A 21,081-nucleotide genomic window follows, 5' to 3' on the forward strand; every position below is an offset into this window, starting at 1 on the left:
GGACGCCACCGCACCGCCTCACCAGCGCGTCACCGTCCCGCCGGAGGCGTCCGTACGCGGCAGATGGTCGCGCAGGGCGGACGGCCGGAGCTCCCGCAGCAGCGATGGGCGGCCCGTGTTCGCCACCCGGTCGAGCCACCGGAGACACAGGGCGGCCGCGTCGAAGTGGCTGTCCGTCAGGGCGTCGGGAAGCAGCGGGTCCGCCGCGTCGGGTGACGGGGACGGTGGGGCGAGCCGCAGACGCAGGTCGTGATCGGGCCCCAAGGCCGCGCTCCGCTCCGCCAGCACCTCCTCGACCCGCGTCAGAGCCCCGAGGATGTCCGCCTTCCAGGCCTCCGCCGGCTGGGTGCCGCGCGCGGTGAGCCGCCGCCGGCGTGCCCACCAGTCCAGGTGCACGGGCGAGGGTCGGGCGTACACGATGCGCGCCCGGACGTCCCGCAGCAGGTGACGGGTCGCCGTGTCATGGGCGTCCTGATCGCCGAAGACGTACGGCCGGACGAGCATCACCACCGGCCAGGGCGCGGCCGGCTCGGCCAAGGCGCCCGCCCGGCGCGCGGCGGCGCTCCAGCCCTGCCGGCGCCGGGTCGCCTGGGCGAGGGACTGCGATCGGACGAGACGACCGGAGTCGAACGCGGTGGCCGAGGAGACCGGTACGAAGCGCCACCCCAGCGCTCTGGCCAGCAATGCGGCCGTGGGGCCGATCGAGTAGTCGGCGCCGATCACCACGACCGGCAGTCCGTCGTTCGAGAGCCAGGGCAGCCGGTCGGCGAAGGGCTGGCCGGTCAGCACGTGCTGGACCAGCAGATGGGTCGGCCAGCGTCGACACACCGGCTGCCACAGCGTCGTCCCCGGCTCCCCCTGCCAACTGCAGTCGCCGGCCCGGGAGAGCGCCTCGGCGGTCACCACCTCCAACTCCGCCTGGAAGAGCCGGTGTCGAGAGTTCGTCGTGTCGGACCCGTCGGTATCCCGCGGCGTCTCGGACACCGGCTGCAAGCCCACCGCCAGAGCGCGGTCCGTCAGGGTGTCTGCCGTCAGGGGCCGGGCGTTGTCGTCGGGCGTGAACTCGGCCACGAGAGTCGTCGGCGCGGGGCAGCGGGCGCCCGACCGCAGGGCACGCAGCCGCACCTCGAAACGCGTCGCGGCCCGTTCGTCGCCCAGCACGGCCCCGGCCGCCAGCAGCGCGGCGCGCCCCGTGTCCTGCGAGACCAGGCCGTCCAGGCTCTCGCTCAGCCGCGCCACCGCGGTCGTCGCCGCCCGCAACTGCTCCGGCAGATCCGACTGCCGTAGGGCCGAGACCTCGTGGCGGGGCAGCCAACCCATCTCGGCGTACACCCGGGAGACCTGGACGCCGGCGAGCTCGGCGAGCGCCCTCAGCACCGCCGGCTTGATCATCGTCCTGCCCATGGCGTAGCTGCGCAGCGCGCCGGCGCTGATGTCCAGCCGCTTCGCCAGCGCTTCGTCGCTGATCGGCCCCAGACGTTCCTCCACCTGTCCGCGCAGGACGCGCATCGTGTCCGCGGCGGTTTTGAGCTCGCCGAGTGCGTAGGTCAACGCGCCCCCCGGGCCGAACAGATCTGATGGCGAAAGCCTACAGAAATGGTGACCTCCGAGATGCCCGTTCCCTCATCCTTGGGGGCACTCGTGATCTGCAATGAGGCGAGTAGGCAAGCGAGTTCGGAACCGAGCGAAGGGAGCCGGGCATGGGTTTCGGCGGTGTGATCGGACTGCTCCACGTGTTGGGCGTCATGGTGTCGATCTGGGTCCTCACCCATCGGACCGGCTACTCCGGGTGGAGCGGACTGCCGCTGAAGATCATCCTGATCAGCCCCGAATGGTTCGCCACGACCGCCGTGAAGGCCCTCGTGTGGGAAGCGGTCCTGGTGTACTGGCTGGCCACCGGCAAGCCCGCCTCCCGCTGGGGCGTCCCGCGCGACAGCCGCAGCGGCCGGATCGTCCGAGGACGCCGGGAGACGGACGAGGAGGCGCCGGCGCGCCGGTAGCCGCGGAGGGCGACGCCCCCGGCGCCCGCACCGGCGTGAGGACCTGACACACGACGCGGAACCCGCCGCCCGCACGGCGGACCCGACCGCACGAGAGGCACCGATGGGACTGTTCACAAGGCGCACGACCCTGCCGCCGACGCGCCACGGCTACCAACCGCCCCGAGGCGCCGCGGGCCTGGGCTGGATCTGTCCCTTCGACGGGTGCGGGCGGGGCGGTCCCGACCACCCGTCCGACCGCCGGCCGCGCACCTGCCCGGAGTGCGGTACCCCCGTCGTCACGACCCGGCTGGCCGAACCCTGGCAGCACGAGGCCAGGCGGGTGGAACTCGACGCCCGGCTGAACGGCTCCCCGGCCTACGGCGACCCGGACCGGGCCCACGCCGAGAACCTGGTGTGGGCCGCCGACGACGCCCTGAGGACGGGGCACGCGCAGCGGGTCCCGGCGATCGCGGCCCGGCTCGCCGACCGGCTCGACGCCGGCCGCGCCACGGGACGCGCCCACGGGTACGAGCAGTTGTTCCACCTCGTACGGATCCTGGGGGCGGCCGGTGAGTGGACGCTCGCCGCCGACGTCCTGCACAGGTGGCGGCGCTCGGTCCGGCACGACGACCTGGAGGACAACGACCAGCGCACCGAGGCCCGCATGCTCGCCTCCTCCCTGATCCACCACCTCGAAGAGGCGCCCGCGTCCTTCGCCTCGGAGCGGCAGGCCGTATGGGAGGTGCTGCGGGAGTTCGTCCCGGTCGTGCAGAGCGTCACCACCGCGGACATCGACCGCTCGTGGAAGCGCCTGCACCACACGATGGCCGGCCGGTCCGACCCGGACGAGGGCGCCACACGTGAACTGGCACGCCTCGCCGGCCTCGACGCCGCCCGGCCCACGCGGGGCACGCCGCCGGAGACCCCCCTGCGGATGGAGATCCTCGGGCGGCACACCGCCAAGGGCCCCGACAGCACGCTGGACACGACGCACATCTGGACGGTCTGCCTCCAGCCCTACCTGAACGTGTCACCCGAGGACCTGGCCGAAGCCGTGCTCCCGCTGGGTGGCTGGTCGGTGTACGGGGCGTCCCGCTGCCTGCGGGAACTGGGCACGCACGACGAGAACGGCGCGGCGTACGGCGCGATCTGGGACGCCGGACTGAAGTTCTACCGCAGCACCGGCGTCTCGACGGCGCACCTGTCCTTCAACGACCACCAACGGTGGATCCGCCGACACGGGCCCGACAGCTGGTGAGGTCCGGGCCGGGCGCCCGAGCACGCGGGATTACCCGCGCGCGAGAGGGGCGGATCTTTTCCTCGACCGGTTGACGCCTCCTCGACCGGTTGGCGCCGCGTGTCACGTGTCCGGGAAGGGTTCGCGTGCGGGATGTTCTCCCGGACGCTCATGCCCGATGAGCCGGATACGCAGGGAGATGCTCCGGGTGGATGGAAGTGGCAACGAGAGTGACCGGCCGGACGGCGTGCCTGGCCGGCCGCCCGCCTCCGGGACGCCCACCGGCCCCCCGCACACGCCGGTCGCCGAGCGGGTGCGGGGCGCCATCGATCGGGCGAGGGCGGCGGGTCCGCCGCCGGGCCCGTCCCGTGCGGGGTTCTGGCACAGCCCGTTGCGGGGGCCGTGGCTGACGGGCGTGTTCGGTCTGGTGCTGCTGGTCGGGGTCGTGGTGCTGTTCGTGACGGGTCTTCTGTCGTACGCGGCCTACAACCCCGATCTCGCCCCGCGCAACGACCAGACGCCGGACAAGGGCGTGCTCGGCTTCTACCTGTTCACCTGGCCCACCTCGCCGTCCTGGCTGTACCGGCTGACCCAGGGCGTGCACACCGTGCTCGGCGTGGTCCTCGTCCCGGTGCTCCTGGCCAAGCTGTGGTCGGTCATCCCCAAGCTGTTCGAGTGGCCGCCGCTGCGCTCGGCCGCCCACGCCCTCGAACGGATCTCGCTCCTGCTGCTCGTGGGCGGGGCAGGGTTCACGTTCGTCACCGGGATCCTGAACATCCAACTGGACTACGTCTTCCCCGGCTCCTTCTACACCCTGCACTTCTACGGCGCTTGGGTGTTCATGGCCGCGTTCGTCGTCCACGTCGCCTTCCGGCTGCCACGCGCCGTGCGAGCGGTACGGGCAGGCCGGGGGTGGCAGCCCGCGGCGGGCTCGGCGGAAGCGGCCGGGCTGGTCTCGCCCCGTCCGGCGGCGCCGACGATCTCCCGGCGGGGAGCGGTCGCGATGGTGGGCGCCGGCTCGCTGGCCCTGCTGGCGGTCACGGCCGGCCAGAGCATCGGAGGCCGGTGGCGCAAGACCGCGCTGCTGGCTCCGCACGGCCGCGACCCCGGTACGGGCCCGAACGGCTTCCAGATCAACAAGACGGCGGCCTCCAGCGGGATCCGGCCCGGCGACATCGGACCCGCCTGGCGGCTCACGGTACGCGGCGCGGGCCGCGAGGAGGTGTTGACCCGGGAGGCGCTGCTCGCGATGCCCCAGCGCGAGGCGGCGCTGCCGATCGCGTGCGTGGAGGGCTGGTCGACCCCCGACCAGCAGTGGGCCGGGGTACGCCTCACCGACCTCGCGGCGCTCGTCGGACTCGGCACGGCCACCCCGCAGGTCCTGGTGGAGTCCGTCCAACGCGGCGGGTCGTTCTCCTCGGTCGTCCTGGCCCCCAACCAGGCCCGCGACGACCGTTCGCTCCTCGCCCTGCGCGTGAACGGGGCGGATCTGTCGCCGGACCACGGCTACCCGGCCCGTGTGATCATCCCGGCCGCCCCGGGCGTCCACAACACGAAATGGGTCACCCGCCTCACCTTCGGAGAACCCGCATGAACCGGAGCACGTTCCGAGCCCGCTACGGCGCCTCCCCGCTCCATCTCCTGCTCACCCTGGCCTGCTTCGCCCTCGCCCTCTACGCCGGCATCCGCCTCCTCGAAGGCGACACCGTCGGCGTCGCGATCTGGTTCGTCGGCGCCGCACTCCTCCACGACCTGGTCCTGCTCCCCGCCTACTCGCTCACCGACCGCGCCGTCCAGCGCCTCTTCCGTGGCCGGACCGCCGAGTCCGGGCCCGGGCCGCGTCCGAGCGTGAACCACCTCCGCGTCCCCCTCTTCATCGCCGGGGTCCTGTTCCTCGTCTGGTGGCCGCTGATCCTGCAGCAGGGCGGGCACTACACGGCCTACACCGCCCTGTCCGCCGACGGCTTCCTCGCCCGCTGGCTCCTCATCACCGCCGCCCTGTTCATCGCCTCCGCGATCGTCCTGATCGTACGGACCCGGCTGCGCCCTGACCTGCGCGGAGCGGCGGGAGGGTGATGCCGGCCACCACGTACGTCGAGGGAGTCGGATCGGGCAGGACCACGGCCGCCCCGCGCCCCAGCGACAGCCGGACGCCCGATCCGGTGGGCGGCCCAGAGCAGGGGGAGGTCCTCGGCGGTGGCGGCCCCGGCGGCGACCTTGAAGGCGGACGTGCTGCTCACGCCGCCAGTGCGCGCGCGTAGTCGCGGAGCAGGCGGGTCATCGTGTCGGCTCGCTCAGGGTGTCTCCGCGGCGGATGGCTTGACGCCCTTGCTCCTGCCGGAGCTCGCGTTGCCCCGGCCGGGCTTGGCGGCAGGAACGGTCTTCCGCCTCGGAGCCTTCTCCGTGCCCGCGGCCGGCTGCGCGGTGGCGGGGCGGCTCGTCGAGGTCGGCCATTTGAACTCGATCTCCAGCTCGATCTGCCCGTCGCCGACCTCGACCTCGATCTCGCTGCGGAGATCGTCGGGGATCCGCAGGCTCAGCGTGCCGGGGCCGAGTTCCAATTCGGCATCCCCGCCTTTCCTCAGCATGGCCGCGAGCGCCGTGAGCTGGTCAGCCGCCTCGAGGCGTGACAGTGAGCGCTTCTGCTCGAACTTGAGATCCGTCATGCTTCATTCCAATCCGGGATGAAGGGCGTATGGCTCCCATTCTGCGGCCACGTGAGGAATCGGACATCCTCGTGAGACGCGCGGCCCCGACCACTGGCGCGCGGATCGGTCCATGGCCTCGCGGGACGGTTCGGCTCGTCGGGCGAACGATCCAGTAGGGGCGTAGCGTGGAACCGCGGAGACAGGCGAGAGTCCGCCCGCAGGCGCGGGCCGGGGCCGCCGCCCTGGAACATTCCGCAGTACCGGTTCCCCTCTCGGGCGAGCGCGCGTACCGACGGCCCCGGCCACTACACCGTGCGCACCGCGGCGGTCGACATCGGTACCGGTGCGCGCACGGTCCTGGCCCGGATCGCCGCCGACGCCCTGCGCGTGGACGTGGATCACGTCACGGTGGAGGTCGGCGACAGCGCGTACCCCTCGGCCAGTTGGGCCGGCCGGTCCAGCGGAACGACGTCGTGGGGGACTGCGGTGGTGCGCGCCCCCCAGCGGCGGACACGCGCGAACCGGGCGGGACTGCGACGCGCATCGGCAAGGCGGCAAGGCGACGGGGCGGCAGGGCGGCAAACGATACTGCAGCGTGACAATCTCCACGGCGCGGGCACCCGGGCACTTCATGGTCCCTGGTGGACGGGGATTGAGCGAGGCCGGCGGGGGCGCGGTGCCGTCGCCGTGGGCGTTGCCGGCGAAGCGTCATCGGTGGCACTGTGTTGACATGGTGGACAGCCACTCGCGCGGCTATGAGAGCGCCGCTCGCAGGATGTTCTGGTCGGGGATCGCGCTCTTCCTCATCGGGTGCGCCGTTCTGGCTGCCGCGAGGACGGGTTGGGCGACCGAGTGGCACTGCGACCGGGTCTGCCGCCCCACCGTGAATACGACATGGCGGAGCGTCAAAGCGCTGGGTCTGGCGGCTACCTTCGTGGGGCCGCTCCTCACGGCCGCGGCGTACCTGATGGTCACCCTGCGCCGGCCGCCGACGTCGCCCGCGCCCGGGAGCACGGACGGCCGCTCGACCGACCCTGGACCTGAGTAGCACCGTCGGTGGGGCACCACCGCCATCCGGCCTGGCACAACGCCCCGCATGATGACCCGACAAATCATCAGTAGGGGGGAACTTCCCGCCTGGCCCCTATGTGCCCTCGTCATGATGCGCTGTCATATTCCTGCCAGATTGCCCCGTTCATCTCGTTGTACCCATCAGGGGAAGGCAGGAAAATGGGCAGGTTCAGGTACGGATCCACGGCGGCGGCCATCGCGCTGGCCGCCTTGGGATCGCTCGCGGCAGCGGGAGGCACGGCCCACGCGGAAGCCGGTCAGGACAACATCGGCATGCTGAAACAGGAGAAGTCCCAGTGGTGCTGGGTCGCCTCCGGGCTGACCATCGCCAAGTTCCAGGGCTTCGGCTCCACACAGACGGACTTCTGCAACCGGGCCCAGCCCTACTACGGTTGCAACAACCAGCCCGCCACGCTCGACGACATGGCGAAGGGCTGGAACAGCCTCGGCATGACCCACACCGGCTCGGGCCTGAACAGCGCCGCCACGTTCAACCAGGTGTACACCGACGTCAAGGCGGCCCGTCCGATCGGCGCCCGCATCGGATGGACGTCCGGTGGCGGCCACATGAACGTGGTCTACGGCTTCGACACGTCGAACACCACCATCGCCGTGGCCGACCCGTGGCCGGACACCACCACGTACACGTGGTGGAACTACAACGACTACGTGAGCAACAGCACGTCCAAGTGGACCCACTCCCGCATCGGTATCTCCCGCTAAGGCAGGCGACATGCGCGACACCAGCGGCACCGTAATGTCCAACAAGCGGGCGAACCCTCGCTCCTCCCGACTGTCCATCGTCATCGCACTGAGCGCGTCCGCACTGCTGTCCGTCGTCGGCCCGGCCCACGCGGCCCCGGCCAAGGACCCGCTCCCGGCCGACATCCCCGACTACCAGGCGGCTCTCGACGCGGTGAGGTCCACCGACGTGCGCGACACCGTCTGCCGCTTCCTGCGCACTCCGGTACCCACCGGCGCCGCCGACGGGCCGGTACAACCGATCCCCGACACGGCCGAGCCGTGCCAGGGCCTCCCGGTCTTCACGATCAAGGACCCGGTGGCACTGAACGAGATCACCCCCGGGTTCGTCGCGGGCACCGACCAGCCGCTGCCCGCCAAGGCGGTCAAGATGACGCAGTTGGTCTCCTCGCTGAGCGCCACCGTCAACGGCCGCAATGCCACCGTCATGCTCGCCCCCACCCAAGGCGGCGGCTGGCATTTGGCGGCAGTGCGCGACGGCGACGGCGACGCCTCGTACGCCGGCAGGGCAACCGCGGGCACGCTGGTCTTCACCGAGCCGCAGATCCGCGGCTGGTACCAGCTGAGGCTGCTCACCGTCGAACCACTCAACGAGCAGGCCCGGCAAGGACTGGGCGGCCAGGCGTCGGTATCGCTCAGCGACTACCAGAAGCTGGTCAAGGCCCGGTACGCCGACAAGCTGCCCGGTTCGGAGTACGACACCCAGGGCTACTCCAGCGGCTACAGCCTCGAACCCACGGAGGGCGACGCCTCGCCCTCCACCCTGCTCCTCGCCGGCGGTTCCAGCACGGCACTCGCCCTCGCGGGCGGAGCCGCCCTCCTCCTCCGGCGCCGGCGCGCAAGCACCCGCTGAGCCCCGCCCCCGTACGCCCAGCCCTGTAAGCCCCGTCCGTAAGCCCCGTCGCTCCGTCCCGGCATCAGGTCTGGACGGGGCGACGTGCGCAGCCGGCGCCACGCAGGTGATCCCAGGCTTCGCCTTCGCGATGGCCGGAACGTATCCACACCGGCCCGCCCTCGGCCCTGGTGACCGGGAAGTCTCGTGGGCGCGGTAGCCCTGCCCGGCCGGTTTCCACTCGCCGTCATCGGCGTCAGCCCCGCAGCGGGCCCCGGCCCAGCCGACCTGCCCGCGCCGCCGGGAGCCCGGGCGCTCGCCGCCGACGAGTCGGCCGTAGCGACCCTGTTGGCAGCGTAAGGGGCCGCCGAGGAGCCCCGGAGTCGTTCGTGGGAGTCCGGGACGCCGGCCGTGCCGGCGGAGACCGGCCGATCTTCTCCACCCCCGCCGGGACGTGCGAGCGAGGGCGTCAAGGTGCTCAAACGTTTCAACTACGCACCAGAGGTCTCAATTGGGACAGTCCGGTGCGAATTTCAGCCGTGCACAGCCGAGTTGATTGCAATGGGCACAGACCACAGGAGAGCCTTGATGTGCAACCGCGAAGGTCGTTTGTCGGCCTGTCGCGGTGCGGGTGACCGACGTGCCCATGGGCGCGGGGCGCCCTTTTCGCTCGATTCCCGTGAAGGAGAGATCGTGCTCATGAAGCCGAAGAGGTTGCTTCGATCGGCTGCCGTGGCGTTCGCCGCGGCGGCGGCACTGACCTTGACCATCCCCGGCAACGCGTTCGCCATCGATCACGTCGAGTGCCGAGGCGGCGAGAACTTCCTGAAGATCTGGTCCCACGACGGCGGCCGGCAGAGCGTGGACTGCTACGCGAACAAGGGGCGGACCGGGTTCGGAGGCTGGTGGGTCGACAAGATCTCCACCGGCAACAACGACTTGATCTACTACGACGACAACGGCGACTCCGTGAGGATCAACCGCTGGACGGAGATCACCTTCCCGAACCGCCCGCCCAAGGTCAACTCCATCGAGATCCTGTGACGTTCTGAAACTTCCTCCGCAGGGGGTGCTTCCTTGGTGTACCTCCTGCGGGCGTCCTTCGTCACCCTGTGCATTCGATTCATCGCACAGCGAAACGCCAGGTCACGGGTCGATCGCCGGGGCCTGGCGGGGGCTGTCCCCGGCCGCGGTCGCCCGCCGCGCGCGCTCACCCGCTCGGCCCTAGCCTGAGATTGCCTTCCGGCTCCCCCGGACGACAGGAGGCTGTGCGGTGAACCCAACCCTCATACGGCTGCGCCGGGCCTGTGTGGCCGGCGCGGCGACCACACTCCTCATCGCCCCGCTGGGCGCGACCACCTCCGCGCACGGTGCGGCTGCCCCCTCACCGTCCGCGGATGACGCCTTCGTCGCCCTGACCCCGGCCGTCAAGGCGAAACTGGACGCGGCCATCGCCAAGACCCTGCGCGAGACGAAGGTCCCGGGCGCGATCGTGGGCCTGTGGGCTCCCGGCAAGGGCAGCTACGTGAAGACCTTCGGCGTGGCCGACAAGGCGACCGGCGCCCCGATGAAGACCGACATGAACTTCCGCATCGGCAGCGAGACGAAGACCTTCACGGTCACCGCCCTGCTCCAGCTCGTCGACCAGGGGAAGATCGGCCTGGACGACCCCATCGGCACGCACATCTCCGGCGTCCCGAACGGCGACAAGATCACCTTGCGCGAGCTGGCGGGCATGCGCAGCGGGCTCTTCAACTACAGCGAGGACCCCGGCTTCGACAAGGCGCTCCTGACGAACCCCAACCGCATTTTCACCCCCGAGGAGTTGCTGGCGTACTCCTTCAAGCACCCGGTGAACTTCGCGCCGAACGCCAAGTTCGAGTACTCCAACACCAACCTGATCCTGCTCGGCCTGGTCATCGAGAAGATCACCGGCCGCCCGCTGCGCGACGTCATCAACCAGGACGTGCTCGTGCCGGCCAACCTGGGCGGCACCCTCTTCCCGACCGGAGCGGAGTTCCCCGACCCGCACCCGCAGGGCTACACGAACCAGAGCCTGTCGGGAAAGGTCGTGAACTCCACCAACTGGGACCCGTCCTGGGCCTGGGCCGCCGGGGCGATGATCTCCGACCTCCAGGACCTGCGCAGTTGGGCGAAGACCGTCGCCACGGGAACCCTGTTGAAGCCCGCGACCCAGGCCGAACGCCTCAAGACCCAGCCCACCGGGCTCATCCCGGGAGCCGCCTACGGCCTGGGCATCTTCGACGTCCAGGGCTGGATCGGCCACAACGGTTCGATCCCCGGGTACGAGACGCTGACGGTCTACCTGCCCGACGCCGACGCCACGATGGTCATCGAGCTGAACACGGACGCTTCGGTCGGCGGCCAGGAACCGAGCACCCTCTTCGGCGAGGCGGTCACCTCGATCGTGGCCCCGGACCACGTCTACCCGGGCCACAAACCGACCGACCCCAAGAGCTGAGGCTCGGCCGCGGGGGCCGCGGTCGTCCCGCCCGCGTCAGGGGGGACGACCCGTCCCGGCCATACCGTGGCCCGAGTCTGAGCCTCGTCCGCGCGCCCGTCCCACCGGATGGGGATGGCGCAGGACGGTGCCCCGGGCGAGGTTGGTGGCGCACGGCGCCGTGGCAGACGCGGGGGTACCGCCGGTGGTGGGCACGTTCACGATGGTGCCGAGGACGGAGTCGGTGGCGTAGCGGGTGTGGGTGCGCGGATCCAGGGCCAGGCCGTCGGGCAGGCCGGCTGCGGGCAGCGCGGCGGTGCGCTGTGGTTCGCCGCCGGGGCGCAGGCGCCACAGGCAGGTCAGGTCGGGGGTGCCGGTGCCGGTGGCGTACAGGAAGTGCAGGGCGCCGTCGTGCGCGCGCACGATGCCGGTGGTCAGGGTGAAGCCCGGCACCGGTGTGTGTACGCCGCCGTCGGCGGGGGGCGGCAGCGTGGCCAGGGTCCGGGCGGCCCCTTCAGCGGTGGTACGGGCGAGCTGACGGGCGGCGGCGAAGGTGACGTCCGCGCTGCCGTCGGGCGCCAGGGCGATGTTCTCGGGCGTCCGGCGCCGGGCGCGGTCGAAGTGCGCGGTGATGTGCGCGCAGCTCAGCCGGGCGGAGACGGTCGACGCCACGGCGGGGCCGGCCGTGGTGACGGCGGCCGCAGCCAGTACGGCTGCTGACACGACGGTGTTGGACAGCTCGCCCGGGGGAGTGGGCCACCGCGACGGCGAAGTCCGTGCGTCTTCGCGCTCGGTTCAGACACCGGCGCGTGCGGGGCGGTGTCGTCCGGTTCCGGCCGCCGCCAGACACGGGCGCTCACAGCCGCCGGCTGCGCCAACCCCGCGCGCCGGCACATGCCGCCGCGCCCCGTGGGCGGGCGCTCCGAGGTGCTCGGGCCGCAGCGGGAAGCGCCGCGGCCGCAGGAGACCCCCGAGTCGCGCTGTTCCGTTCATGGACCCGAGTACGGGTCGCGTCGGGACCGTGCAGCCTGACGCTGGCGGGGACAGGCGTCGGCGGCCCTGACTCACCGCCAGGACCGGTCGCGACATGGGCAGCCGTCCGCTGACAGGGGCGGCGCCGCCCGGCGCATGCCGGTCCGGTGTCTCCGTGCCGTCAGGCCCCCAGCCTCAGCAGCGGCCGTTGCCCGGCAGCAGATACTTCTCGGCCCACCTGCCCAGTGCGTTGAGCGCCGGCTCCAGTGCGGCGCCCGATTCCGTCAGCCGGTACGACACCCGCAGCGGAGGCCCCTCGTCCACTTCGCGGACGACGAGGCCCGCTTCGGCGAGTTCGGTGAGCCGGTCCGAAAGCATCCGCTCACTGATGCCGGGGACGGCCCGGCGCAGGTCGGCGAAGTACACCGGGTGCTGCAACAGGGCGGCCACGATCATGCCCGTCCAGCGCTTCCCCAGCAGTCCGAAGACCTGCGTGATGCCGTCGCCCACCCGGCTGCACGCCTCGGTGCTCACGTGTGTTCCCTCGTCCGCCATGCCCTCAGGGTACCCGCCATTCCGTACGGGGATGAAAAAAAGTAAGCTCCTGTGTTATCAATAGTGACGTACGAAAATGCACCCCGTGATGGAGGTCCTCATGGCCACTCTTCTGCACCTCGACTCGTCGCTGCTCCCTGCTTCCGCGTCTGCTTCCCGCGCCGTGACGGAGGCCTTCCGCGCGGCCTGGGAGGAGCAGCACCCGCAGGGCACGGTCATCTACCGAGACCTGTCGGCCGACCCCGTGCCCCACCTCGACGGCCTCGCCGCGTCCGCAGGTTTCGCCGATCCGTCGACCCACAGCCCCGAGCAGGCCGCGGCCTTCGCCGCACGGCTGCGGTTGGTCACCGAGCTGGAGCAGGCGGACGCCGTGCTGATCGGCGCCCCGATGTACAACTTCTCCATCCCCTCGACCCTGAAGGCGTGGCTGGATCAAGTGATCCTCATGGGCCGCACCGCCGGCCCCGAACTGCCTCTCAAGGGCCTTCCCATCACCGTCGTCGCCAGCCGGGGCGGCTCGTACGCGCCGGGCACGCCGCGTGAGGGCTTCGAGTACGTACAGAACTACCTGGAGGCCCTGCTGACCGCCATGTTCGGCGCCGAGGTCACTTTCATCGTGCCCGAACTGACCCTGGCGGCCTCCAACCCGGCGATGGCGGAACTGATCCCCCTCGCACAGGCCTCGCGCGCGAAGGCGCTCACGGAAGCGGTGGCGACGGCCAAGTCCGTTGCCGAACAGGTCACTTCCGCCGCCTGAGGTGGAAGGGTCGGGGTCGTCATCCCGGGGGAGGGGTGACGGCCCCGTCCGTGTGTCCCCGTCCAGGCGCTCCCTGTACGGCGGTAGCCGGTGCGGCGTCGATCGGCAGGGCCAGGCCCGGGCTCCATCGCTGCGGCCGACGGTCGCAAGGGTGCGGCGTTCGCCGGAGGAACGTCACCGCACCGCCGGCGCCCCTGACGCACCGGGTCGCCGCGCCGCTCGGGAAACGCCGACCGCACCGCGCGGCGAGGTGCGCGGTGATGTGCGACGGGATGACTGGTTCCCGTCATTTGTCCGCTGTGGGCGGCCCGGGAAGTCCGTCCCCGCCGCATGGACCCCACGTGCCTTTCCCTGCGTCAACAGTGCGCGCCGCACCCCCAAACCCCTCCCCATAAACGCGTGCAGAATGACCGGATCGTTGCGGCAAAGTCATGGTGACTATTCCCGCACTGCTACAGTTTTCTTCCCGTACATCTTTCGGCTCCCGGCTCGGGCGCTGCTCGTGATGATACGGAAGGTGGCGAAAGGGGGCCGTGTTTCCGGGGGCGGGTCGGCTTTCGCGTGCCGTGTGGCACTTCCATCGCCGGGGAGCGGCTTCCTTATTCGATGTCCCTGTACGCGCAATAGGTGAGACCGGGGAGTTCGCGCGCCCGCCGGCGCACGAGCCGGCGCGTCTTTCGCCCCTTCTGCCAGGCCCTCACGGGAGGTGTCCTTGTCCGTTCAGCACAATCGTTCGATGCTCGCGCGCGGCCTGAGCGTTCTGCGTTGCTTTCGGCCGGGCGAACCGGAACTTCAGCTGTCTGAAATAGCGCGCAGAGCCGAAATGCCCAAGGCGACGGCCCATCGGATCATCTCGGAACTCGTGGAGGAGGGAATGCTGGAGCGAGGCGAGAGGGGTTTACGGCTGGGTGTCGCCCTTTTTGCTCTGGGCGCGCGGGTTCCCCGGCAGCTCACGCTCCGCAGTCTGGCTTTTCCGTATGCGGAACAGCTTCATCATGTCACTCGTGGGAGCGCTTTCATTTTCATTTCCGACGCGTCCGGCTCGGACGCGGCGCTGGTGGACGCGGTACGCCGCGCCCACGGTGTGGGCGCCGAGATCGGAGTCGAGGACGAGGCCCGGGCGTCGGTGCAGGCCGCGACCCGGATCTTCCAGGCGTTCGCGGCCGGTCCGCCCCTGCGGGTGTCGGCCGGGTGGGAGGAGGCGGAAGGGGAGGCCGGAAGGGTGCGGCACCAGGGGTTCGTGGCCGTGCGGGGAGCGGGCGGCGCCGTCGGCATCGCGGCTCCCGTGCTCACGGCGTCGAGTACGGCGGTGGGCGCCCTGGCCGTCACGGGTCCGCAGGGGCGACTCCAAGTCGTCGGCGCGGTCTCGCACTTGAGGGCGGCGTGCGCGGCCGTCTCCCGCGCGCTCCAACGGACCCCCGACATGGCGCCCGCCCACTGAAGGCCACCGGAGGCCCGCCGAGGCGAGCCCTGTCGTACCCGTGCGGGCCCCCTCGTCGCACGGGTACGGGAGGCCGGCGCGGTGGCCGCCCCGGACCGCCGGACCGCCGTCCCGGACCGCCGCCCTCGCACGCACGCCCCGCACCGCCGCCGGAAAGTCGCCACCGGAAAGTCGCCACCGCATCGCCCCGGACACCGTGGCGGGCGTCGGGAGGTCACGTCAGGCCCGCCGGGCCGTGATCAGCGCCGGCGTCAGACGGGCCGCCAGGAACTCCGCGCGGGCCGCCTCCAGGGTGTCGCGGATGAGATCGGCCGAACCGGCCCCGTAGATCCCGGCCACGCTGCCCCGGAAGATGCGCACGACCTTCAGGCGGTCGGTGAGCAGCGCCACCGCCCACCGCGTCAGGTCGCCGTGGACCACGTCCACGAAGCCCGCGCCCGCCAGGTCCCGCAACCGGCCGTCGAGCGGGGTCGTGAAGAACACCCCGCGCGGGTGAGTGACACGGAACGCCTCGGAGGGCTCCTCACCCCCGGGCGTCAGGCTCACCTCCTCGGTCAGGACGAGCAGGCCGCCGGGACGCAGCAGCCGCCCGGCCTCGCGCAGCATCTCACCGGGCGCCGGGAAGTGCGGCATCGATCCCGTGACCCACACCACGTCCAGGGAGGACTCGGGAAGGGGGACGGCGGTGGCGGACGCGCAGATGTCCATCACCCCGGCGCGCCCCTGCGCGCGGTTGATGCTCCGGCTGACCGCGCAGTGCTCGGGAACCAGGTCCACGCCGTGGGCGCGCCGTACGGACAGCCCGCCGGCGGTGATCTTGTCCACGGTGTACCGGAGCGCTCCGCCGAAGCCACTGCCCAGCTCGCACACGTCCAGCGGGCCCGCTCCACCGTGGGCGATCACCGCTTCGGCGACCAAGTCGCAGCCCTGCGGCCCGAAGTGGCCCATCTGATCGAGGCCCAGCAGTCCTGCGGGGCCCTCCTCGCCGCTGAACTCGACGATGGAACGTTCGGTGCGCTCCCAGTCGTGCAGCGCGGGGAACAACTCCCGGTGGTAGCGGAGCTGGGCCCCCCGCTGTCCGGCCGGCGAGCCGGCTCCGGCCGTCGCTCCCGGGGCGGGGCCGGGCCCCGGTCCGGTGTCGGGCCCCGCGGTGTGCGGGCCGGTGTCCGCCATGGTGACGCTCCTCTGTGGGTTCGTACGGTGCTCGCCGCGCGGGGCGACGGGGATGCGTTCCCGGCCGCGGTCCGGCCGGCGGGCACCGGCTTTCCGGCACGGCGCGGCACTGCGCCCGGGCCGTCTCCTTCGTGGCTTGTCGGGCCCACGGGCACAGGGCCTACCCGTGCTGCTCCGGGGGCCGGAACTCGGCGGGTACGGCGGCGCAGACGGAGTCCAGGATCGCCAGCGCCTCCTCGGCCTCGTCGTCCGAGGCGACCAGCGGCGGCAGCAGCCGGAGCACCTCCGGACGGCCCAGGCACGGCGAGACCACGAGCCCTTTGCGGCCGAGCTCCATCAGCACGTCCCCGGCCGCCGCGGGAGTGGCGAACTCCACGCCCCACATGAGCCCCCGGCCCCGTACCCGCGTCACCAGTCCGGGGTGTCGATCGGCGATCCGCGCCAAGCCGTCGGCCAGCAGACGCTCCAGGACGGCTCCGCGCGGGGCGAGTTCTTCGACGGCCGTGAGGGCCGCGAGGCCGGCGGCCGCACCGAGCGGATGGCCGGAGAAGGTCGTGGTGTGGGCGAACGGGTCGGCCGTCAGCGGGGCGTACAGCTCCGGGGTGGCCAGCACGGCGGACAGCGGCTGCACGCCGCCGCCGAGGGCCTTGCCCAGGAGCACCGCGTCGGGACGCACCCCGGCCTCGGTACTGACCAGCCGCGGTCCGCACCTCCGCAGCCCCGTCTGGATCTCATCGGCGATCACGAAGGCGCCGTGCGCGTGCGCGGCGTCGGCGAGCGCCCGCAGGAAACCGGGCTCCAACGGCCGTACCCCGCCCTCGCCCTGGACCGGTTCGACGAGGACGGCCGCCACCCCGCCCTCCGCGAAGGCCGCCGGTATCGCCTCCGGATCGGCCGCGATGTGGGTCACGCCGCCCAGCAGGGGTTCCAGATCACGCCGGTAGCGTGCGTTCCAGGTCGCGGCGAGCGCCCCGAGGGACTTGCCGTGGTAGGCGCCCTCGATCGCGATCACCCGGGTACGGCCCGTGGCGAGACGGGCCAGCTTGAGGGCCGCCTCGACCGCGTCGCAGCCGTTGAGCCCCAGCCACACCTTGGTCAGTCGTCCCGGATCGCCCCAGGCCGCCAGCCGGCGGGCCAGTTCGGCGGTCGTCCGGTTGGCCAGGACTCGGGTCGACACCGGCATCGCGTCCAGCTCGCGGCGCACGGCGGCCAGGACGGCCGGGTGGCGCTGCCCGAGCAGGGTCACGGCGTAGCTCCCGAAGTCCAGGGCCCCGCGGCCGTCGGAGAGCAGCAGGCGGGCACCTTCGCCGCGCATCTCGATCGCCCCGGAGCCGTTCATCCCGTACATCAGGGCCAGTTGGGGGGATTGGTGGCTGCGCGTCGAGTCCAGCGCCCCCCGGGCGGTCCCGTGTCCGTCGCTCGCGGTCATCGGTTCCGTCCTCTCCTCGCCCGGCCCCGGCGATCCGACGCGGGCGTGATGGGAATCCGTCCAGGGACGGTTCTATCGCTCCGCCCCGCCGCTGAGAAGTCGCGTTCCGGCTGCCGGAACGTTCGTTGCCGGGACCGCGGGCCCCTGAAAGGCTGGGGGCGGCCGAGGGAGTTCCGATTCCGTACCCGACGTGACCCGGAAATCCGGTGACACCCTCCGAATTGCTTCCGGGGGGAAGTCCTGGAGACATCCCGACGCCCCGCCGGCAGCCGCATCGGAAAGGTGCACCGAACTCCATGGAGACCACTTCGGCACGTGCCGACGCATTTCCCGATCCGGGAATGCTGGAGAAACGCCTGGCCGCCTTCTTGGACGAGCGCGGAATCACCCGCGACGCGGTACGACGGGAGACGGACCAGGGCATGGGCAGCCCGGCGCTCGCGGTCGCCGCCGGATCCGTACTGGCGGGCTTCGGCAACCACCGCAGCGACCTCGACCTCTTCGTCCTGGTGGAGAACGACCGACTCACCCGCTTCCCCATCCAGTCCCACGAGCACGGCACGCTGATCGACGTCAACATCCGCCGGGCCGGCGCCGTCCGGGAGACGACGGCCGACCTGCGGGCCCGGCCCTGGCCGCGGTTCGCCTCGGTCGGGGAATCCGGCTGGAACCACCGGCGGCGCGCCATCAACACCGCGAACCGGCTCGGCCTCGGGCTGCCGCTCGTCGCCACGCCGCCCTGGGACGCCTGGCACGCCGCCCTGCGCGACCCCTGGCTCGCCGACGTGGTGGAACAGTGGTGGACGGTGGAGGCGCACCGGCTCGCCCAGGCCGCCCGCTGGCTGCGCCGCGCCAAGCCCATGGCGGCGGCCGCCCGCGCGCGGGAGTCGGTGGTCGCCGCGCTCAACGCGCGGGCGGCGGCCGGCGGGCAGGTCTACTTCCCCGCCAAATGGGTGGGGGAGAAGCTCAAGGCGCTCGACGACACCGAGGGCCTGGCCGTCCTCGGCGATGCGCTGGCCCCGCCCCTCGACCCCCGCGAGCGGATCCCGCACTGCCTCGGCCTCGTCGACCGCCTGGCCGGCGAACCCGCCCCGCTCCACGCGGTACTGCGCTGGTCCACCGGCGTCGGAACGACCGTCCTGGACGACCGTACGGTCGTGGACCGATGGCAGTTGCGCGCGCTGGAGGTGCTCCGGTCGGACCTGCCGCCCGAGGGGAGCGACGCGGTGCTCTGGTCGGGCCCCGTCGGCTCCGCGCTCCCCGACGACCTGCTGCCCCTGTTCGCAGGCGACATGCTGTGGCTGGGAGTGGCCCACCCCGGCCCGGAGGTACCCGCGTGACACCCCCCGGCACCACCGTCCCGTCCGGCCCGCAGCCGGGCGAAACCGTCCCGACCGACCTGCGCCGGCTCCTCGCGTTCCGGGCCCACGGCGCCGCCCGGCTGCTGCTCGGCTGTCGTGCCCGCATGGAGGACATCGAGGGCGCCACCGCCGCCGGCCAGACCGAGGTCGCCGTGCTCATGGCCTACGAACTCGTACAACTGTCGCTGTCCGTACGGGGCCTGCGCACCGAGGGCGAACTGAGCCACGGACGCGACGAGGCCGCCTCCGACCCCTTCGCCGGCGTCCCGGCCGACGAGGTCGAGGAGGGGCTGCTGCTCGCCGCGCGGGGCCGGGAGGCCGCGACCGGCGACCCCGTGCGGGGCGAGGAATGGCTGGACCGGCTCCGGGACCACCTGAGGGACACCGAGGCCCTGCTCGGGTACCGCGAACCGCTGCCCGACGTCCGCTCCGGCAGCGGCCTCATGAAGGGCTTCAAGCTGGCCCGTACCTGGCAGCCCCACCTCCAGCGCGTCGGCCTGCCCGACCTCCTGCCGGAAGCGTGGACGCGCCGTGTCGACTGATCCGCCGCCCGCGACCGCCCCGGGCGGCGCGCCCCCGCCGCTGGCCCTGCGCGGCGTCTGCAAGCGGTACGGCTCCGTGACCGCCCTGGACGACGTCCGCCTGGACATCGCCGAAGGCGAGATCGTCGGCCTGCTCGGACACAACGGCGCGGGCAAGACCACACTGATGTCCCTGGTGGCCGGGCTGCTGCGGCCCGACGCGGGGGAGATCGAGGTACTGGGCGTCTCCACGGCCCGCGAACCGCGCCGGGCGCGCCTGCGGCTCGGCCTGGCCCCCCAGGAACTCGGCGTGTACCCGCCGCTGACCGTGGAGCAGAACCTCCGCTTCTTCGCGGAACTCGCGGGGCTGCGCCGCCGGGAGGCGGATCTCCGCATCGAGGAGGCCGCCGAACCACTGGGCCTCGCCGGCCTGCTCGAACGCCGCGTCGGCGGGCTCTCGGGAGGCGAACAGCGGCGCGTGCACACCGCGATGGCCCTGCTGCACCGGCCCAAACTGCTCCTGCTCGACGAACCGACGGCCGGGGTGGACGTGGAGACGCGGGCCCGACTCATCGCGTACGTACGCGAGTTGGCCGCCGCCGGTACCGCCGTCTGTTACTCCACCCACTACCTCGGGGAGGTCGAGGACCTCCAGGCGAGTGTGGCCGTGCTCGACCACGGCCGGCTGGTCGCCCGCGGAACCCTCACCGACCTGGTGCGCGACCACGGCGACGGGGCGGTGGAACTCACCTTCTCCGGCACCCCGCCGCCCCTGCGCGTCCCCTGGCCGGTGACCCGCACCGACGACATGGTGCGCGTGCACGCCCGGGAGCCGCACCTCGCGGCCCCCGAAGTGCTCGCGGCGCTCGGCGACTCGCTTCCCCGGCTGGTCAACCTGCGGGTGCTCCGGCCCAGCCTGGAGACCGTCTTCCTGGCCCTGACGGGGGAGCGGGCCGGGACCACCGCGCCAGGCCCTCAGTCCGGCGGGGGGAGCGGGGGCGGCGGGGCCGACCCGAAGCCGCCGGCGGGCCGGGCCGTGGAGGTGGGGCGCCATGGGTGACGGGTCCCCGGGGCGGATCGCCGCACTGGTCCGGCAGGACGTCAGACTCCTCCTGCGCGACCCGACGCCGCTCGTCGTCCGTACGGTCATGCCACTGCTGATCATGGGCTTCATGCAGCCGCTGTTCCGCGCGGCACTGCGGGCCGGCGACGTCAAGGACGCCACCGGTGCCGAACAGGCCGTGCCCGGCATGGCGGTGATGTTCCTCTTCTTCCTCGTCACCGTCATGGGCTTCGCGATGTTCCGCGAGCACGGCTGGAACACCTGGGACCGGCTCCGGGCGGGTCCCGCCAGACCGTTCGAGCTGGTCGCGGGACGGATCGTCGTACCCCTGACGGTCGCCGTCGGCCAACTGGCCGTGGTCTTCGCGGCGGGCGGCCTGCTGTTCGGGCTGCGGGTGCGGGGCTCCTGGAGCGCACTCGTCGTGGTGGGGGTGCCCCTCGCGCTGTGCGTGGTCCTGGCCGGCATGGCGCTGGTGGCGCTCTGCCGCACCATCGCGCAGCTCAGCGTTCTCGCCAACCTCCTCGCCCTGCTCTTCGCCGGCCTCGGCGGCGCGCTGACCCCGCTGTCCGCGCTGCCGCAGTGGGCGCGCCCGCTCGCCCCGGGCGTGCCCAGCTACTGGGCGATGCGCGGCTTCTCCACCGTCATCATCGACGGCGGCGGCGTGCGCGCCGTACTGCTCCCGGCCGGCGTCCTGTGCGCGTTCGCGGCCGGCCTGACCGTCGTGACCCTGCTCTTCTTCCGGGTCCACCACCGCAAGCTCTCGTGGTCGTGAGGCCGTGCCGCCGAAGCCGCCACCCCCGCGCGCCATCCGAGAGG

22 protein-coding genes and 1 pseudogene are annotated in these 21,081 nt (G+C 72.3%); 17 read left to right on the forward strand and 6 right to left on the reverse strand.

Annotation, left to right across the window (positions count from 1 at the left end; genetic code table 11):
* Positions 1-18: 18 nt before the first annotated feature.
* The gene (locus tag ACIRO3_RS26020; RefSeq protein ID WP_404140844.1) at positions 19-1,551 is read right to left on the reverse strand and encodes a helix-turn-helix domain-containing protein; all 1,533 of its coding nucleotides are present in this window, start codon (positions 1,549-1,551) and stop codon (positions 19-21) included.
* Between the two features lie 149 nt (positions 1,552-1,700).
* On the opposite strand from ACIRO3_RS26020, the gene ACIRO3_RS26025 reads away from it, so the two are divergent.
* The 4 genes from ACIRO3_RS26025 to ACIRO3_RS26040 all read left to right on the forward strand — a co-directional run bounded on the left by ACIRO3_RS26025 (position 1,701) and on the right by ACIRO3_RS26040 (position 5,295).
* On the forward strand, positions 1,701-2,000 hold the full coding sequence (locus tag ACIRO3_RS26025) for a hypothetical protein (RefSeq protein WP_365997116.1): 300 nt from the start codon (positions 1,701-1,703) through the stop codon (positions 1,998-2,000).
* Positions 2,001-2,103: 103 nt separating this feature from the next.
* Positions 2,104-3,240, forward strand: a complete 1,137-nt coding sequence (locus tag ACIRO3_RS26030; protein ID WP_404140846.1) for a hypothetical protein — start codon at positions 2,104-2,106, stop codon at positions 3,238-3,240.
* A gap of 394 nt (positions 3,241-3,634) precedes the next feature.
* Positions 3,635-4,813: a molybdopterin-dependent oxidoreductase gene (locus tag ACIRO3_RS26035; RefSeq protein WP_404140848.1), complete on the forward strand. Its 1,179-nt coding sequence runs from the start codon at positions 3,635-3,637 to the stop codon at positions 4,811-4,813.
* A complete protein-coding gene (locus ACIRO3_RS26040) occupies positions 4,810-5,295 on the forward strand; it encodes a hypothetical protein (RefSeq protein WP_361782204.1) in 486 nt (161 codons plus the stop codon). Before ACIRO3_RS26035 ends, ACIRO3_RS26040 begins: the two co-directional genes overlap by 4 nt.
* Positions 5,296-5,513: 218 nt before the next feature.
* Here ACIRO3_RS26040 and ACIRO3_RS26045 read toward each other — a convergent pair whose 3' ends face one another.
* Positions 5,514-5,885 (reverse strand): amphi-Trp domain-containing protein, encoded by a 372-nt coding sequence (locus ACIRO3_RS26045; protein ID WP_404140850.1) that lies wholly within the window; start codon positions 5,883-5,885, stop codon positions 5,514-5,516.
* Between the two features lie 231 nt (positions 5,886-6,116).
* Here ACIRO3_RS26045 and ACIRO3_RS26050 point away from each other — a divergent pair, with 231 nt between their 5' ends.
* The 6 genes from ACIRO3_RS26050 (at position 6,117) to ACIRO3_RS26075 (ending at position 11,014) form a co-directional block, all read left to right on the forward strand.
* Positions 6,117-6,596: a molybdopterin cofactor-binding domain-containing protein gene (locus tag ACIRO3_RS26050; RefSeq protein WP_404141190.1), complete on the forward strand. Its 480-nt coding sequence runs from the start codon at positions 6,117-6,119 to the stop codon at positions 6,594-6,596.
* A 1-nt stretch (position 6,597) separates the two neighbouring features.
* Positions 6,598-6,915, forward strand: a complete 318-nt coding sequence (locus tag ACIRO3_RS26055; RefSeq protein ID WP_404140852.1) for a hypothetical protein — start codon at positions 6,598-6,600, stop codon at positions 6,913-6,915.
* Between the two features lie 182 nt (positions 6,916-7,097).
* Positions 7,098-7,661: a papain-like cysteine protease family protein gene (locus ACIRO3_RS26060; RefSeq protein ID WP_404140853.1), complete on the forward strand. Its 564-nt coding sequence runs from the start codon at positions 7,098-7,100 to the stop codon at positions 7,659-7,661.
* 10 nt (positions 7,662-7,671) lie between these two features.
* Positions 7,672-8,553 (forward strand): hypothetical protein, encoded by an 882-nt coding sequence (locus ACIRO3_RS26065; RefSeq protein WP_404140855.1) that lies wholly within the window; start codon positions 7,672-7,674, stop codon positions 8,551-8,553.
* A gap of 678 nt (positions 8,554-9,231) precedes the next feature.
* On the forward strand, positions 9,232-9,576 hold the full coding sequence (locus ACIRO3_RS26070) for a beta/gamma crystallin domain-containing protein (RefSeq protein ID WP_404141192.1): 345 nt from the start codon (positions 9,232-9,234) through the stop codon (positions 9,574-9,576).
* A gap of 229 nt (positions 9,577-9,805) precedes the next feature.
* Positions 9,806-11,014, forward strand: coding sequence for a serine hydrolase domain-containing protein (locus tag ACIRO3_RS26075; RefSeq protein ID WP_404140857.1), 1,209 nt, complete (start codon positions 9,806-9,808; stop codon positions 11,012-11,014).
* 36 nt (positions 11,015-11,050) lie between these two features.
* Here ACIRO3_RS26075 and ACIRO3_RS26080 read toward each other — a convergent pair whose 3' ends face one another.
* Both ACIRO3_RS26080 and ACIRO3_RS26085 read right to left on the reverse strand, forming a co-directional pair.
* On the reverse strand, positions 11,051-11,716 hold the full coding sequence (locus ACIRO3_RS26080; RefSeq protein WP_404140859.1) for a hypothetical protein: 666 nt from the start codon (positions 11,714-11,716) through the stop codon (positions 11,051-11,053).
* 444 nt (positions 11,717-12,160) lie between these two features.
* Positions 12,161-12,520, reverse strand: a complete 360-nt coding sequence (locus ACIRO3_RS26085; protein WP_404140861.1) for a winged helix-turn-helix transcriptional regulator — start codon at positions 12,518-12,520, stop codon at positions 12,161-12,163.
* Between the two features lie 100 nt (positions 12,521-12,620).
* On the opposite strand from ACIRO3_RS26085, the gene ACIRO3_RS26090 reads away from it, so the two are divergent.
* The 3 genes and pseudogenes from ACIRO3_RS26090 to ACIRO3_RS26100 all read left to right on the forward strand — a co-directional run bounded on the left by ACIRO3_RS26090 (position 12,621) and on the right by ACIRO3_RS26100 (position 14,718).
* The gene (locus tag ACIRO3_RS26090; protein ID WP_404140863.1) at positions 12,621-13,277 is read left to right on the forward strand and encodes an FMN-dependent NADH-azoreductase; all 657 of its coding nucleotides are present in this window, start codon (positions 12,621-12,623) and stop codon (positions 13,275-13,277) included.
* Positions 13,278-14,013: 736 nt separating this feature from the next.
* Positions 14,014-14,151, forward strand: a pseudogene (locus tag ACIRO3_RS26095) (helix-turn-helix domain-containing protein); the annotation flags it as partial.
* A 183-nt stretch (positions 14,152-14,334) separates the two neighbouring features.
* Positions 14,335-14,718 (forward strand): IclR family transcriptional regulator, encoded by a 384-nt coding sequence (locus tag ACIRO3_RS26100; RefSeq protein WP_404141202.1) that lies wholly within the window; start codon positions 14,335-14,337, stop codon positions 14,716-14,718.
* Positions 14,719-14,937: 219 nt separating this feature from the next.
* Here the strand turns inward: ACIRO3_RS26100 and ACIRO3_RS26105 are convergent, their stop codons facing one another.
* Both ACIRO3_RS26105 and ACIRO3_RS26110 read right to left on the reverse strand, forming a co-directional pair.
* On the reverse strand, positions 14,938-15,891 hold the full coding sequence (locus tag ACIRO3_RS26105) for a class I SAM-dependent methyltransferase (protein WP_404140865.1): 954 nt from the start codon (positions 15,889-15,891) through the stop codon (positions 14,938-14,940).
* 160 nt (positions 15,892-16,051) lie between these two features.
* Positions 16,052-17,320 carry an aspartate aminotransferase family protein gene (locus tag ACIRO3_RS26110; protein WP_404140867.1) on the reverse strand — a complete coding sequence of 423 codons (1,269 nt, stop codon included), beginning with the start codon at positions 17,318-17,320 and terminating at the stop codon, positions 16,052-16,054.
* A 296-nt stretch (positions 17,321-17,616) separates the two neighbouring features.
* Between ACIRO3_RS26110 and ACIRO3_RS26115 the strand changes: the two genes are divergently transcribed.
* Genes ACIRO3_RS26115 through ACIRO3_RS26130 form a run of 4 tightly spaced genes read left to right on the forward strand, consistent with a single transcriptional unit; the run spans position 17,617 to position 21,037 of the window.
* Complete coding sequence (locus ACIRO3_RS26115; protein ID WP_404140869.1) at positions 17,617-18,660, forward strand: hypothetical protein; 1,044 nt, start codon at positions 17,617-17,619, stop codon at positions 18,658-18,660.
* Complete coding sequence (locus tag ACIRO3_RS26120; protein ID WP_404140871.1) at positions 18,657-19,223, forward strand: hypothetical protein; 567 nt, start codon at positions 18,657-18,659, stop codon at positions 19,221-19,223. The genes ACIRO3_RS26115 and ACIRO3_RS26120 overlap by 4 nt, the downstream gene beginning before the upstream one ends.
* Positions 19,213-20,262, forward strand: a complete 1,050-nt coding sequence (locus ACIRO3_RS26125; protein WP_404140873.1) for an ABC transporter ATP-binding protein — start codon at positions 19,213-19,215, stop codon at positions 20,260-20,262. The genes ACIRO3_RS26120 and ACIRO3_RS26125 overlap by 11 nt, the downstream gene beginning before the upstream one ends.
* Positions 20,255-21,037: an ABC transporter permease gene (locus ACIRO3_RS26130; protein ID WP_404140874.1), complete on the forward strand. Its 783-nt coding sequence runs from the start codon at positions 20,255-20,257 to the stop codon at positions 21,035-21,037. The genes ACIRO3_RS26125 and ACIRO3_RS26130 overlap by 8 nt, the downstream gene beginning before the upstream one ends.
* The last annotated feature ends 44 nt before the right edge of the window (positions 21,038-21,081 follow it).

The sequence above is a fragment of the Streptomyces sp. NPDC102278 genome, assembly GCF_044766345.1.
In the GTDB taxonomy this organism is placed as follows: Bacteria; Actinomycetota; Actinomycetes; order Streptomycetales; family Streptomycetaceae; genus Streptomyces.

Excerpts from the sequence above, each read along its gene's own strand:
- ACIRO3_RS26025 (WP_365997116.1), top strand. The coding sequence starts at position 1,701 with ATGGGTTTCGGCGGTGTGATCGGACTGCTCCACGTGTTGGGCGTCATG.
- ACIRO3_RS26030 (WP_404140846.1), top strand. The coding sequence starts at position 2,104 with ATGGGACTGTTCACAAGGCGCACGACCCTGCCGCCGACGCGCCACGGC.
- ACIRO3_RS26040 (WP_361782204.1), top strand. The coding sequence starts at position 4,810 with ATGAACCGGAGCACGTTCCGAGCCCGCTACGGCGCCTCCCCGCTCCAT.
- ACIRO3_RS26045 (WP_404140850.1), bottom strand. The coding sequence starts at position 5,885 with ATGACGGATCTCAAGTTCGAGCAGAAGCGCTCACTGTCACGCCTCGAG.
- ACIRO3_RS26055 (WP_404140852.1), top strand. The coding sequence starts at position 6,598 with ATGGTGGACAGCCACTCGCGCGGCTATGAGAGCGCCGCTCGCAGGATG.
- ACIRO3_RS26060 (WP_404140853.1), top strand. The coding sequence starts at position 7,098 with ATGGGCAGGTTCAGGTACGGATCCACGGCGGCGGCCATCGCGCTGGCC.
- ACIRO3_RS26065 (WP_404140855.1), top strand. The coding sequence starts at position 7,672 with ATGCGCGACACCAGCGGCACCGTAATGTCCAACAAGCGGGCGAACCCT.
- ACIRO3_RS26070 (WP_404141192.1), top strand. The coding sequence starts at position 9,232 with ATGAAGCCGAAGAGGTTGCTTCGATCGGCTGCCGTGGCGTTCGCCGCG.
- ACIRO3_RS26085 (WP_404140861.1), bottom strand. The coding sequence starts at position 12,520 with ATGGCGGACGAGGGAACACACGTGAGCACCGAGGCGTGCAGCCGGGTG.
- ACIRO3_RS26090 (WP_404140863.1), top strand. The coding sequence starts at position 12,621 with ATGGCCACTCTTCTGCACCTCGACTCGTCGCTGCTCCCTGCTTCCGCG.
- ACIRO3_RS26105 (WP_404140865.1), bottom strand. The coding sequence starts at position 15,891 with ATGGCGGACACCGGCCCGCACACCGCGGGGCCCGACACCGGACCGGGG.
- ACIRO3_RS26110 (WP_404140867.1), bottom strand. The coding sequence starts at position 17,320 with ATGACCGCGAGCGACGGACACGGGACCGCCCGGGGGGCGCTGGACTCG.
- ACIRO3_RS26115 (WP_404140869.1), top strand. The coding sequence starts at position 17,617 with ATGGAGACCACTTCGGCACGTGCCGACGCATTTCCCGATCCGGGAATG.
- ACIRO3_RS26130 (WP_404140874.1), top strand. The coding sequence starts at position 20,255 with ATGGGTGACGGGTCCCCGGGGCGGATCGCCGCACTGGTCCGGCAGGAC.